14 protein-coding genes are annotated in these 12,808 nt (G+C 67.7%); 9 read left to right on the forward strand and 5 right to left on the reverse strand.

Annotated elements, in window-relative coordinates:
- Positions 1-193, reverse strand: a 193-nt coding sequence (locus tag KXC43_RS46780) for a hypothetical protein (protein ID WP_221382763.1), incomplete at its 3' end; no start/stop codon positions are given.
- A 604-nt stretch (positions 194-797) separates the two neighbouring features.
- On the opposite strand from KXC43_RS46780, the gene KXC43_RS46785 reads away from it, so the two are divergent.
- Positions 798-1,088, forward strand: coding sequence for a hypothetical protein (locus KXC43_RS46785; protein WP_221382764.1), 291 nt, complete (start codon positions 798-800; stop codon positions 1,086-1,088).
- A 427-nt stretch (positions 1,089-1,515) separates the two neighbouring features.
- On the opposite strand, the gene KXC43_RS46790 is transcribed toward KXC43_RS46785, so the two are convergent.
- Positions 1,516-2,805: a helix-turn-helix domain-containing protein gene (locus tag KXC43_RS46790; RefSeq protein ID WP_221382765.1), complete on the reverse strand. Its 1,290-nt coding sequence runs from the start codon at positions 2,803-2,805 to the stop codon at positions 1,516-1,518.
- A gap of 124 nt (positions 2,806-2,929) precedes the next feature.
- A complete protein-coding gene (locus KXC43_RS46795) occupies positions 2,930-3,127 on the reverse strand; it encodes a hypothetical protein (RefSeq protein WP_221382826.1) in 198 nt (65 codons plus the stop codon).
- A gap of 186 nt (positions 3,128-3,313) precedes the next feature.
- Between KXC43_RS46795 and KXC43_RS46800 the strand changes: the two genes are divergently transcribed.
- From KXC43_RS46800 to KXC43_RS46830, 7 genes are all read left to right on the forward strand, one after another.
- The gene (locus tag KXC43_RS46800) at positions 3,314-3,634 is read left to right on the forward strand and encodes a DUF6907 domain-containing protein (protein WP_221382766.1); all 321 of its coding nucleotides are present in this window, start codon (positions 3,314-3,316) and stop codon (positions 3,632-3,634) included.
- Positions 3,631-3,933 carry a hypothetical protein gene (locus tag KXC43_RS46805; RefSeq protein ID WP_221382767.1) on the forward strand — a complete coding sequence of 101 codons (303 nt, stop codon included), beginning with the start codon at positions 3,631-3,633 and terminating at the stop codon, positions 3,931-3,933. The genes KXC43_RS46800 and KXC43_RS46805 overlap by 4 nt, the downstream gene beginning before the upstream one ends.
- Entirely contained in the window at positions 3,930-4,547 is a 618-nt protein-coding gene (locus tag KXC43_RS46810; protein ID WP_221382768.1) for a DUF6907 domain-containing protein, read from the forward strand. The genes KXC43_RS46805 and KXC43_RS46810 overlap by 4 nt, the downstream gene beginning before the upstream one ends.
- Positions 4,544-4,753: a hypothetical protein gene (locus tag KXC43_RS46815; RefSeq protein WP_221382769.1), complete on the forward strand. Its 210-nt coding sequence runs from the start codon at positions 4,544-4,546 to the stop codon at positions 4,751-4,753. The genes KXC43_RS46810 and KXC43_RS46815 overlap by 4 nt, the downstream gene beginning before the upstream one ends.
- Positions 4,750-4,980 (forward strand): hypothetical protein, encoded by a 231-nt coding sequence (locus KXC43_RS46820; RefSeq protein WP_221382770.1) that lies wholly within the window; start codon positions 4,750-4,752, stop codon positions 4,978-4,980. Before KXC43_RS46815 ends, KXC43_RS46820 begins: the two co-directional genes overlap by 4 nt.
- Positions 4,981-5,169: 189 nt before the next feature.
- Positions 5,170-5,358, forward strand: a complete 189-nt coding sequence (locus tag KXC43_RS46825) for a hypothetical protein (RefSeq protein WP_221382771.1) — start codon at positions 5,170-5,172, stop codon at positions 5,356-5,358.
- Between the two features lies 1 nt (position 5,359).
- Positions 5,360-5,839, forward strand: a complete 480-nt coding sequence (locus KXC43_RS46830; protein WP_221382772.1) for a hypothetical protein — start codon at positions 5,360-5,362, stop codon at positions 5,837-5,839.
- Between the two features lie 1,888 nt (positions 5,840-7,727).
- On the opposite strand, the gene KXC43_RS46835 is transcribed toward KXC43_RS46830, so the two are convergent.
- Positions 7,728-8,090, reverse strand: a complete 363-nt coding sequence (locus KXC43_RS46835; RefSeq protein WP_221382773.1) for a hypothetical protein — start codon at positions 8,088-8,090, stop codon at positions 7,728-7,730.
- Between the two features lie 280 nt (positions 8,091-8,370).
- On the opposite strand from KXC43_RS46835, the gene KXC43_RS46840 reads away from it, so the two are divergent.
- Positions 8,371-9,558 carry a Fic family protein gene (locus KXC43_RS46840; RefSeq protein ID WP_221382774.1) on the forward strand — a complete coding sequence of 396 codons (1,188 nt, stop codon included), beginning with the start codon at positions 8,371-8,373 and terminating at the stop codon, positions 9,556-9,558.
- Between the two features lie 113 nt (positions 9,559-9,671).
- On the opposite strand, the gene KXC43_RS46845 is transcribed toward KXC43_RS46840, so the two are convergent.
- On the reverse strand, positions 9,672-12,503 hold the full coding sequence (locus KXC43_RS46845) for a hypothetical protein (protein ID WP_221382775.1): 2,832 nt from the start codon (positions 12,501-12,503) through the stop codon (positions 9,672-9,674).
- Between the last annotated feature and the right edge of the window lie 305 nt (positions 12,504-12,808).

Raw genomic sequence — 12,808 nt, forward strand, 5'->3', positions numbered from 1 at the left:
CCAGCTGAGGATTAGCCGGAATGAGCTGGTTGAACGGGCTCGTCGAAGAGTAGAGACGACCACCAATACGCGGATCCAATTTGGCGTCCGTGCGTTTCGGGGAGTCAGTCGGCGCCTGGCACGTGACGACCGTCAGTGCGGCGAACGAGGCAATGAGCAGCGCGGCGAAGATCCGGCCCGGTGCGGATCGCATGAATGTGGACTGCATCAGGTTGCCCGGCCACCGGCCGACCGAGGACCGGGGCCGTGAGGTCGCGGCTGTCCGTCCGTTTCCTGGTGGATCTGTTCGACTGTCTCGACTGGCTCGCGGTCGTGTGGTGACAGCCGCCCGCCGGGCGGCTTTCAACGGCTCCGGCTCCTCGATATTCAAGGTGAATCCCTACAGGCGACGGGGGCGTAGCGCGCCCGGAGAGAGTGTCTTCTGATCTGGAAACAGAGAGTTTCGAAAGTCCTGATCACCCTTTGCCGGAACGGAGCCTAGTTCATCATGATTCGGTTGTCCTACTCGCCTCTGCCCTTCCCCACGAAGGATTCGGGTGCGTCCGAACTTTCGCTCGATCGCGGGAAACGAAGACTGTCGCCGTGGACGTCCCGGGTGCGGCCGCTCGAGGTTGGCATAGTGGGCAGCCGCCGGAAATGCATATCACCGGCGTGCCTTCCCATTACTTCTCGAATGAAGGATCGCTGTGAAGAATTTACTGAAGCTCGCCGTCCTGGCGGGCGCTGTGACGTCGGCAATCGGTTTCGCTGCGGGCCCCGCCGCCGCGGCGCCGGTGCCTGACGGTCCCGATAAAAATGTGACGAACGTCCGGCACACGAGTCACGACACCAACCGGAACACCACTAACAACCGGAACAGGAGTCATGACACCAACCGCAACGTCACGTACGACCAGCACACCAGCCACGACACCAATCGGAGCGTGAGAAACGACCTCGGCCCGAGCCAGACCATCACGTACGACCGGCACACCAGCCACGACACACACTTCACCACGAACTACAACACCACAAACGACTACGGCACCCACGTGCTCCCCGACATCAACCTGGGCAACCTGCCAGTCGTGGGCTCCCTGCTGAACTGAGACCGCCCTGCTGGACGTCAGGCGGCTCCGCCCGGCCGCAGTCACGTGGCCGCGCCGCGCCGGCGCACACGGCAACCGCCGAGGTCCTTCCGCTCCCGATCGGTAGCGACCTCGACACCAGATGATCGTCCTGGCCCGCTCGGGTGAATTCCCGGGCGGCGCCCGGCGCGGCCAAGCGCTGAAAGCAAAGGCGACTGCACCCGGGGAAATGATGAAGCGGCGAGGTTCACGTCTTCCGTGAACGCCCGCCGCCATCGAAGGGTGGAGCTGAGGGGACTCGAACCCCTGACCCCCACACTGCCAGCGTGATGGAAGCTGTCTGGGTAGTCCGTCGTGTTGGCTGCCGTGCAGGTCGGGGGCACTCCCGGCGCTGGGTCCGTCGGTGTCGTCCGTGCCGTTCTGGGTGTTCGGTGAGACGTACGTGAGATCAGGCGGGGCGGCCGGCGGCGTCGAGGAACCGATCTACCGCGGGCTGGCCGGCGTGCGGCAACAGGAGGCCGCGGAGCCGACGGACGCGCTGTGCCGAACGGTCCGATCCGGCGCCGGCCGAGATCTCGGCGGTCTGCAACGCGGCCGCGGCGGCCTGGTCGACCTCGTGTCCCTGCAGCAGCGCCTCGGCGAGCCACGACAGGTAGAGCGCCCGCTCGCGCGGGCTGTCGCTGGCGTACGCCCGGATCGCGTGGTCGAGGGCGGGGACCGCGCGCAGCGGCAGTTCCAGCTGCGTCCAGACGCGGCCGCGCATGACCTCGATCTCCTCGGGGTTCAGCCAGTAGACCCAGGCTGGCTCGGCGTCCGGCCGGCTGTCGATGAAGGCGTCGTCGACCGCGTCGAGGGTGCGTGCCGCAGCGTCGGCCGACCCGGCTCGGGCCTGTGCCCACGCCAGCCGCTCGAGGAACAGCGCTCGGGCGCCGGCGGTGGCCGCACCGTTGGCTCCGCTGACCGCGGTACGGGCGAGCAGCTCGGCCTCACGCGGGTCACCAACGTTGGCGATCTGGTAGGCCAGGCTCGACAGGTTGCTGGCGGCGCCGGACGGGTCACCGGCGGCATGCGCGGCCCGGGCCCCGGCGAGGTAGAGCCGCTGGGCCTCGGCGTGCCGGCCGGCGTCGGACGCTGTCCACCCTGCGATCTGGCAGAGCTCGGCGACGCCGCCCAGCAGGCGGCGGCCGACGTCCTCGGTGTAGGCGGCCTCGCGCAGCAGCCGGGCGGTGGCAGCCAGCTCGGCGCCGACGGTGGCCGCGGTGTCGAGGCCGCCGACGTGGTCGTCGATGAGCCGGATCTGGTGGACGCGATCAGCCAGCTGGTCGACCAGGTCGTGACCGATGCGCCGGCCGGCGGCCAGCTGGAAATCCTGGGGCGGCGCGGTGACCAGCCAGGCGTGCGCGAGAGACACCGCGTTGTCCGCCGTGGCCGCGTTGCCGGTGAGCCGGGCCGCCAGATCCTCGGCATCACCGCGTCGCCAGCCGCTCTCGGGGAGCGTGGCGATCGTCGGCGGGCTGCCCTCGGCACTGGCTAGGGCACCGAGCTGCACCAGGCAGCCATCAGCGCCCAGCGCGTTGTCGAGGGCCTGGACGACGTCGGGCGCGGGGATCCGGCGGCCTTGCTCGTAGTCCCAAACGGTCTTGCGGCTGTAGTTGATCAACCTGCCCAGCTCGGCCAGCGAGAGCCCCCGCTCGCCACGTAGCCGCTGGATGGCGGCCGACAGCTGTTCCCTGGCCACGCTCGCCTCCCTTGCAGACAGTGGGCGCGCAGTGCAGGCGGTCGATGTCTGGTGCGCCTACAGGCGCTGGGCGAAGGCTCGGATCAAGGACGTCGACACCCTCCGAGGAGGGGCCATGAAGACCTCAGTCCGAATCCACGCCGGCCGCTCGGCAGATGCGCCGGACCGTTTCGCGCGTGTAGCCGGTCGTCTTCACGATCTCGCTCTGCCGCATGCCGGAGCGGGCCGCCTTGACGATCTCGTCGGCGAGCACGTCGCGGGCAGCGTCCATCGCTGTCTTGGCGGCGGTGTACGCCTCGGCGGCCTTCTCCAGCTCAGTCACCCGCGCAGTGTCGCACAAAGCGGTTGGCCTAATCCAGATGCCTACCCGGTTGACATCGCCTCACCGGTAGGCCACAGTGGTTGGCATAAGGCGCTGTTACACCAGCGACCGATGAACAAGAGGCGGGCCCGGCAGGAGTTGCACCTCCTGTTGCTCCGGGCCCTTGATCGCCCCAGGAGGCGACCCATGAGCATCATGCCCAATCAGCAGCGCACAGGCGACAACCTGCTCGACACGACACACTGCCCGGAGTGGTGCCTGGTGCACTGCCCCGGTGACGACGACGCCATCCTGCACCTGAGCGACGACTTCCTCGTCGAGGTGGACGGGCACGGCGAGCGCTCCGAGGTGCACCTGTCGATCGAGCAGCTGTCCCGCCCCGAGACCGGCCTGGAGAAGCCGGCCATCCGCATCCAGGGCGCGGCCGACGCCCCGATGGCGCCGGGTTCGGCGCTTGAGCTGGCCGCGCAGATCACGTACCTCGCGCACCGGGCGATGTTCCGGTGACCGCGCCGACGATCGACCGGGTCGCCTTCGACTGCCCGGCGTGGTGCACGGCCAACCACGAGAACCCGATGATGCAGCGCGAGGAGCTCGAGGACGGCATCCGCGAGCACGGCTTCTGCGTCGGCCAGGTGGCCGAGGCCAGCGTGTGGGTCAACCGCTCCGACGTCCTGACCGGCGTCCGGCCCGGCCGCGTGACGGTCTGGGCCGAGAGCGAGGGCCCGCTGAACACCGAGGAGTCCATCAAGTACGCCCAGCTGATCGCCGCCGCGACGGCCATTGCCGAGGAGGCTCAGCCGTGAAGGCCAACGAGGTCATCAGCCGCAACCCGTGCGTCGTCGAGGTCGACGCGGAGACGCTGCGGGTCGGCAAGCAGATCAACACCACCGACGGCTGGCAGACGATCCGCGGTCTGGTCATCTTCCGTGAGTGCGACCAGGTCAGCGTTTTCACCGACGAGCGCGACCCTGACGACGTCGAGGAGGCCTGGCGCTTCCGCTTCGGCGACCGCGTCCAGACCCGGCTGACGCCCACCGCTGAGGAGGAGTACCAGCAGCGGCGCCTGGCCCGCTTCGAGGCCAGCCGTCATCGCCGGTTGGCCATGGCCGCGGCAGAGTGCCCGGCCTGGTGCGTCGAGCACTACGACTGCGCTGACGACGACGTGAAGCGCAACCACACCAGTGAGCCCGTCACCGTCATCGGTGCCGACGCGACCACGGACGCGCCGGTCGAGTTCGAGTTCTGGATCGAGCGGCGTGACAGCCGATACACCGGTGGTGCCGAGACGGTCGGGGTGTTGCACACCCGCATCGTCAAGGAGGACATCGAGCTGACGCCGGACGCCATGCTCCTGCTGTCGGCTCGGCTGTCGAGCCTTGCCCACCGCGCCCAGCTGGCCGGGGGTGCCAAGCGATGACCGTCTCGACGGTAGTGACCGTGCCGATGACCGCGGGCGGCCTGGGCGAGCACATGGAGGCGACCGTCCAGGTCGAGCCGGAAGGCGTGTGGCTGTCGCTGGGGCGCCCGGGCGGCAACGAGGCCGGCGCTCCGATGACGCCGGCCGAGGCGCTGCAGCTGTCCCGCGAGTTGGCCGAAGCGGCGCACCAGGCGGGTGCCTCGTGACCGAGCCGAGCGACCGCAGCAGCCTATCGGGCGAGTACGCCGCGCTCCTTCGCACCGGCGGTGAAGAGGTAGTGCAGGTGTCGCGCATCTACCTCACAGCGCTGACGCTGATCCGCCAGTTGGTGCGTCTGGACCTGCTCCGCCCAGAGGAACGCGTCGTCGAGATCGCGCTGGTTCTGGCCGGCCTGGAACGCGTCCTGGAAGAGCAGGAACGGCGCACCGGCTGACGCACCCGATGGCCCTTCTGGACCCCTTCTCAGAGTGCGACGCAGGTGCGCCGATGTTGCGCCACGTTGACGGTTCAGAAGGGCCCTCTAGCTGCTGAGACACGCGCGTCGGGTGCGCCACGTTTACGCCACTCGGTGCGTCACACGACCGCTTCTGAAGTGTTAACCAAGATCCGAAAGGTGACGCACATGGACGTCACTCTGTCCGACAACTTGTCCGTCAACGGAAGGCCCCCTTCCATCGACGGCGGTACCCCTTCTGAACCGTCAACGGACGACAACTTCGAGCCGGGCGAGACGCACTACGTCGTGGCACGACCGGCGCACCTGGTGCCGCAGGGCTGGTCCCTGCGGATGCGCGAGAAGTTCGGAGACTGACATGGGCGCCACAGCACGCATCCTGACCCTGTCCCCGGTCGTCGATGACCGCGAGTACCTGGCGTGCCGCGAGGGCTGCATGGGCCACGAGGACACCCCGACCGGCCGGCGCCACGTCGGTATGCGGGCGTCGCTGTCCGCCAAGACGCAGACCGGCATGCTGGCCGACGTCGACCTGCGCGCCGAGGTGCACGACGACGGCTACGGCAGCGAGCGCGAGGTGTTCGTGCTCACGGTGGCAGGCGGCCAGGCGGTCGAGCTCGAGCAGAGCACGATGCACTGGCTGCTCCGCCAGTGGGACACCGCCTTCTGGTCCATGCCGCCGCGGCAGAGCCTGACGTACGGCCGGGCCGAGGCGGACTTCGGCCCGCCGCCGGAGGGCTGGAAGCCCCGGTCGTCGACGACGAGTACGCCTTCCTCATGGCCGGCGGCCGACAGAACCGGGGAGGCCGGGCGTAGGCGTAGGGACCGACGAAGGTAGACCAGCGGCGTTCAGGGCCTTGTGGCACGGGTCCTGAGCGCCGCTTCCCTACGCCCTACAAAGCGCTGCGACCAGCCCTTCCGCGTAGGGAAGCGGCGTAGGGAGATCCCTACGTGTAGGCGTCACCGGGTGTAGCAGTTGGAGCTGTTGGCGGTGCCCCGCGAGGGGGCTGGTGGGTCTTAAGGGATTCCGACCTCCAACAGCTCCAACGCCTCCATTTGGAGCTGTTGGAGGGTCACGCGGTGTAGCAGTTGGAGCTGTCGCGGCACCGATTCGTGTCGCGGATCCGCGACATGGCCCGCGACACGGAACCACCTGGGAGAACGCCACGATGTCGCGTGTGGCGGCTGGCCTTGATGAGGCCCTGAACAGGCGTGTCCCCGGGGTCAGGGACATCGGCGCCGGCCGCGACATGGGTTGGGAGCGGGGACCCTCGTTGGGAGCGGATCCGCTCCACGTGCCGCTCCCAGGTTGACCTGCGGCAGAACTGGTTGGGAGCGGGGAGCGGGTGGGCAGAAACGGCAGTCCTCCCGCGAAATGGCAGGCGTGTCGTCAACCGCAGGCGCCGGCTGGACGGCGGGGTTCCGTACCTGGGCCGCGAGCGCGTCCCGCATGGGTTGCAAGAGCGGCCACAGATAATCCTTCTGCGCCTGGCTGAGGGGCGGCGCTTCGTCGACGATGTGCTGGATGTGAGCGCGGACTTCGGGCGAAAGCTTGCCGTTGATCATGGTCGGCTCAACGATCGCCCCCTTGGCGCGGCCAGTGATCTTTGGCGCGGTTCCGCGCCAAAGGGGTGCGCCATGTCCCCAACACCGGTGACATTGCTGCTCAGCGCGTCATCAAGGCCGTCGGAGACATCGGCATGGCGCATGGCGCGGCTTGGTGCGGCCGCCCTTGTTTGGTGCGGCTCCGCACCACGGCCCGCACCAAGAAGCCACCTGCGCCAACGGTCGATTTGGTGCGTGGTGCGGGGTCGCGGCAGAGGTCGCGGACGGCCTCCTGGTCGCGGATCCGCGACCACCCCGCGACCGCACCAAGACCAGGGGAAACCACGATCAGGTCGCGGGTCGCGGCGGTATAGCGTAGCGGCGCCTGAGACCCCAAAACGGCCCCAGGAGGGTGTCTTGGCCCGCTGAGCTGGGGAAGTTGGGTAGCAAAGCCACGTAGCAAGCTTGCTACTCGTAGCGCGGCCCGTGCTACAAGATTTAGTTGGTTTCGTTGCGCGGCCGACGGCCCTCAAACCGGCCCTGAAGGCGGTTTCGGCCCTCGGCCGTGATCACGCGCAACACGAAACATCGGCCTCCGACCAGGGCGGATCCTGTTGCGCCTCGTGTTGCGCCGGCGCAACCAGTTGCGGCGGCCGCGCAACCACGAAACAGGGCTAACGGCTTACGGCAGATCGCCGTAAGGCTTACGGCTGCGTTAGCCCTGCCGCTAGCCGATTGAGCTGCCCGAACGGCCCAGGCTAACGGGGTAACGGCACGCAGCGCCGATGACCCGTAAGTGCCCCAGGAGCCGGTTTTCGAGGTACGCGAGCCGTAAGCGTTACCCGTTACTTCGGCACCGATTCGGGGACTGACCAGCAGGTCGTCGGGTAACGCGGCTGGTAACACGATCGTTACCGGTAACGGCGGCCGCGTTACCCGAGTGGGCCGGCGCCAGCAGTGGCCGGAGCCTCTCGCGCTGATAGTCGGTGAGCGGAGGCGCGGCGTCGGCGATGCGCTGGGCGTACGCGTCGAGATCCGTCTCGCGGTCAGTGTTGATCATGCCTATCTGAACGATCAACCTCGGTAGCGGTAGCGGCGCGCACGTGTCCCCAGCCCCGCCCAGGGGCCGTTTCACGGTTTCAAGGGCCGAACCGCGATCTTGCGCTACTTTCGGCGTTTCCTCAGCTCAACCCAGTAACAGGGAAGTAGCAACAAGATCGTCCAGCCGCTACCCCTGCTACCTCAAGCCGCGTTTCCTGCGGCGCGACGACGTCGGTGCCGTCGGTGATTCGGGCCTGCACGGAGTCGTCATCTTCCGGGAGGGCGAGCCGGACGCCAGTGGCGGTGTCGGTCCCAACGTTGCGAAGCCGGTAGCTCGATCCGATGAACTCAGCGATCCAGGCAACCGGAGGGGGCGGCTGAGGGACAGTCCGCTCCGTGGCGATCGTTTGGCGCCGCGAATAGAGCACAGCGACTGTCGGGACGATGACGGCCAGTCCGGCCATCGCTAGGGCGGCCAGCGCAATGTGGTCCGTTGTGGTCACGGTCGGCACCGTAGACGCAGCCACCCAACGGGTGACGCCAGGCAGTCGTCACCCGAACCTCGGCTTGCGCCGTCGGCTGGGCACGACATCACAAGCCATCAGTTGTGCCCGTCACCCGACTCCGGTAATCCGCGAGAGGTCAGAAACCGGACACTCGGCGGCACGGGTGCCCCAATTTCGCTGTGAGCGCCAAGCGGGACAACCTGAGGGACAACCTGAGGGACAGTTTTGGTGTTATAAATCTGGTACCCCTCTAGATACACCCACCAGGAGCGCCCGCATGAGCCCCGTTACCGCTGCTCAGGACCGCGAGTACCTCGCCAGCCACCCGTGGATTACCTTCATGGTCAACCTACAGAAGTTGACCCACAAGACCTGGCTGTTACTGGGTGAAGCTGAATCTAAGAGTCACCACGTGGCTGGTGTTCCGCTGCGCCCCGAAGTCGCGCGCCGACTCCACGCCATCTATCTGAGCAAGGGGATCCACGGGACAACGAGCATCGAGGGCAACACGCTCTCTGAGGAGGAGGTGCTACAACGCGTCGCCGGCGAACTCGAGCTGCCCCCCTCCCGGGCCTACCTCGGCATTGAAGTAGACAACATCATTGCCGCGTGCAACCGAATCGTTGAAGACCTCGCCCACCACCGACCGATGGAACTCACGCCCGAACGCATCGCAAGCTTCAACAAGCAAGTCCTTGCGAACCTGGACCTCGAGGACGGTGTTGTACCCGGCCAGGTCCGCACCCACAGCGTTGTGGTCCTCAACTATCGGGGAGCACCGGCCGGGGACTGCGACTACCTCCTCCAGCGGATGTGCGACTGGCTGAACGAACTCGACACCGTCGCCGTCGACGACGAAGAGATGACCTTCACTGTCGCGGTCTTAAAAGCGATCCTGGCGCACCTCTACATCGCGTGGATCCACCCCTTTGGCGATGGCAATGGCCGCACCGCGCGCCTGATTGAGTTCCAACTTCTCATCCAAGCTGGAGTGCCTCTGCCCGCCGCCCACCTGCTCTCCGACTTCTACAACAAGACTCGCGAGGCGTATTACCGCGCTCTCTCCAGAACAAGCCGGCCGCCCTACCCTGTCGAAGGTTTCATCCACTACGCCATGCAAGGTTTCGTCGACGAATTGCGTGAGCAGCTACAGGTCATCCGTGAGGAACAAATGCGTGTGACCTGGGAGAACTTCGTTCACCAGTCCTTCCCCAAGGACTCACCAGCCCGCCATCGCCAACGATGCGTAGTCCTGGATCTAGGCACTCGACGAGACCCAGTTGCGCCAACCAGGCTTCCTGAAGTCTCGCCCCGCCTTGCGCGCCTTTACGCAGACAAGGGCACCAAAACACTTACTCGCGACATCAACGAGCTGGTCAAGATGCAACTGGTTCGCCGAGTTCCCGGCGGGATCGTTGCCAACTTCGACCTCATTCGCGCGTTCTTACCGATGAGGGCAGAGTGACTCGCCGGACCGACATGGCTGCGCTTTGACGATCAAGTACACGAGAACGGCCCTCTCAGCTGGACGGAGAGGGCCGTTCTCGTGTCGCCTAAGGGGCGGGGGTAGCTCCGCGCTCAGCCACCCCTTGCGTACAAGCTGACCGCTCGGCCCGCCGCATAGTTCCCGGCGCCGACGGTCCGGGCCATCTCTCTGCTGATGCCGGTGACAAGAGCCTCGATGTCGGCCGGGTGCAGGCGCACCGGTCCGGAGTTGACCCCGCCCGAGCCCACGCCGGGAGTGACCGTCTCAGGCCCCTTCTCGCCGAAGCTGTAGCTGCTGCCCGAGCGCAGACCGACGCCGGCAACCGGTTCGCCGATCACGCCTCCGTTGGCCATGGCGATGTGGTCGTGCGCGTTGCCGCCGGCGAAGCTGTGCTGTCGCCAAACCCGGCCGGTGTAGGTGTGCCGCTTGCCGTTGTGGATGTTGTACTGCTGGTAGGGGCTGATCAGCTCTTTGGTCCGCGCCTTGTACCGCTCGTTCCACAGCCGGGCCAGCTCCTCCGACGGCTCGAAGTCAACCGCCCGGCGACGGGAGTGGTACGAGACATTGCCGGAGAGCGTGCGGGCGCCGGGCCGGTCTTTCGACAGCACCCGGATGCCGGGCACCAGGGCGCGCGCCGCACGAACGATGGCGTCACTGACGCTGTTGCCGTCGGCCGAGAAGCTGGTCTGGACCTTGCTGGCGACCTCGGCCTTGGACGGGATGCGGGTGCCAGCCAACGTCGCCTCGAACGGCCACCGGCGCGAGGTGTCCACCGGCGCGACCAGGCCACCGCCGGCGTAACCGGGGAGTTGACCGGTGGCGTTCATCTGCTCGAGGACACCGGGGTGCTTGCGGCGGATCTCGCTCGTCGCCTCGCTGCGAAGCACGAACTCCTTGCGGTGCACGACGCCCGCGGGCTCGTACTTGCCGCCCTCGCCGGTGTAGCCGCCCTTGTCGTACCACTTGCCGTCGGGGCCTTTCACCGGACCTTGGAAGCCGGGCGGCAGGCCCTTCTCCTTGGCGATCTCCCGAGACACCTGGCCGACGGTCTTACCGGTGGCCAGCGACCGCTGGTAGAGGTAGAGGCCGCCGAGCAGGTCCGCGACTCGGTTGACGCCGGCCACGACCAGGTCGGTCTGCTTCTTCTTCGGGATCTGCCCGTAGGTGTCGATCAGCCGCTGCGTCTGGACCCGGTTCAAGCCGAGCCGGCGGGCCTCTTCCCTGATGGCCGCGATGCGGCCTTGGTGCTTCCTGGTCGCTTCGGCGATCGACTTGCCCGTGTTGATCTCAGCGAAGTACAGGTCGCGGGTGGACCCAAGCACGGCCTGCAGCGCGTCGCGGTTCGAGCGGCCTTTGCCGGTGTGAATGTCGAGCTGGCGGCCGTTCTGCCTGACGCTGCCCGACAGACCGTCCCAGCTGGCTTGGAACACCTCATTGGCTTCGGACGCGGAGATCTGGGCGCCGTACAGGTTGTCGGTGGCCTTCCGGAGCCCGTCGACCAGCATCGACGCCCGGCCGGCGCCGGTGCCCATCTCGTCGAGGGTCCGCTTGTATTTGTCCTGCGCCGCGGACGCCAGCTCCTGGGCCTCCTTGACCCGGCCCTCGGTGGCGACCAGGTTGCCGTTGGCGAAGCTCAGCCCCATCGTCGAGGCGCGCGTCTTGTCGAGCTCGGCCCGGTAGCGGCCGGACGCGTCGATCGCGGAGATCTGGGTCTCGGCCATGCCGGCCTGCTTGAGCCGGGCGAAGTCCGCGGCGTCGGCCGTGCCGAGGGTGGCCTTGCGGTAGGCCTCAGCCTCCGCGCTGCCGGCCTTGAAGCCGTCCGCGGTCAGGTCGAGCTGGATGCCCCACTCCGCCAGCTTGGTGCCCTGGTTGTTGATGTTCTCGATCCAGGAGCGGCCCCTGTCGATCACCGTATCGAGCTGGCCGGTGTAGCCCTTCAGGGCGGCGCCGGCGTGAATGATGCCGCCGGTGACGGTGATGAAATTAGCGATCCCGACCGTCAGGTCGTCGATCGCGGAGGCACCCTCGTCGGCGTCTTCAGCGAGGGTCTCGAAGACGCCGCCGGTCGCGGTGCCGATCCGGTCGAAGGCGTTGCCGAAGGCGTAGACCACCGGCTCGGCCTGCGAGACGGCCTCGGCGAAGCCGGACACGAACCCGCGAGCGCCTCGCAGCACGCCGCCGACGAAGTCCTCGGTGTACCGCGACGCGGAGAAGATCTTGTCGAGGTCGGGGCCGAGCGAGAGGTAGCCCGCGCGGATCTGCTCGATGCCGCCGAGCGCCACGGGGACGAACGCTGCGGACCGCTGCCCCAGGTCGCCGAGGATGCCCTCGCCGAGCTCCTGCGCGGCACCCTTCACCGCGGGGTCTCGGGCGGCCAGGATCAGACCGCCGGCGATACCACCGATACCGGCCGCGCCGACCACGGCGCCGGCAATGGCAGAGGCGACCAGGGGGGCAGCCGCGAGCGCGAGAGTCCCACCCACCGCGGCGCCAGCCGGGCTGATCGGGGCCGAGGCGAGCAGCGGGCCGAGGCGGGCGGCGAACCGCGCGACAAAGCCTGTGGCGGCTTCAGCACCACCACCCACGCCGACATCGCCAAGCTGCCGCTTGAAGCGGTTGAGCTCGCCCAGCGCCCTCTGCGTCTGAACCTTGATCTCGACGGTCTCAGCGCTGGCGCCCAGCTGCTTCAGGCGCGCCTCGGTCGCCTCGATCGCAGCCAGGGCCTGCCGCGGGTTGGCCTTGACGTCGACCGGGTCGAGGTCGAGCCGCTTGAGCGCCCGGTTGAGCTGACCACCGAACTGCTTGCCGGCCTTGCCGCCCGGGTCCTGCCTCTTGACCTCCGCGACGACCTTGGCGTCGAAGCCGTCGAGGCTGGGCTCAACCGCGATATAGCCGCGACGGAGGACGCTGCCGCCACTCGTCATGATCTGATCCCTTCAACCTGGGTGATGCCGGGGTGCAGCAGCGCGACGGCGCAGGCCGTGTCATCGGCGCGAAAGGGTTCGCCTCTTCGACCTTCGCTCCCGGTCCGAGCGCCATGGCTCGCCCAGCCGGGTGACGTTGACGCCTGTGCACTGCTTCCGGTCTCGGAACCCCCACGGGCTGAGACCGGTAGCGCGAGAACCGGGTCAGGCAGCGTCGGTGGGGAGTCCACCCATGCGCCGGACGCGGGCGTCCACGCGTTCCTGAAGCGGTTTCTCACCGAACCGCTTCCGGGCCTCAGCGAGCG

Source organism: Paractinoplanes polyasparticus (assembly GCF_019710575.1).
GTDB lineage: Bacteria > Actinomycetota > Actinomycetes > Mycobacteriales > Micromonosporaceae > Actinoplanes > Actinoplanes polyasparticus.

Excerpts from the sequence above, each read along its gene's own strand:
- KXC43_RS46800 (WP_221382766.1), top strand. The coding sequence starts at position 3,314 with ATGAGCATCATGCCCAATCAGCAGCGCACAGGCGACAACCTGCTCGAC.
- KXC43_RS46815 (WP_221382769.1), top strand. The coding sequence starts at position 4,544 with ATGACCGTCTCGACGGTAGTGACCGTGCCGATGACCGCGGGCGGCCTG.
- KXC43_RS46825 (WP_221382771.1), top strand. The coding sequence starts at position 5,170 with ATGGACGTCACTCTGTCCGACAACTTGTCCGTCAACGGAAGGCCCCCT.
- KXC43_RS46830 (WP_221382772.1), top strand. The coding sequence starts at position 5,360 with ATGGGCGCCACAGCACGCATCCTGACCCTGTCCCCGGTCGTCGATGAC.
- KXC43_RS46840 (WP_221382774.1), top strand. The coding sequence starts at position 8,371 with ATGAGCCCCGTTACCGCTGCTCAGGACCGCGAGTACCTCGCCAGCCAC.
- KXC43_RS46845 (WP_221382775.1), bottom strand. The coding sequence starts at position 12,503 with ATGACGAGTGGCGGCAGCGTCCTCCGTCGCGGCTATATCGCGGTTGAG.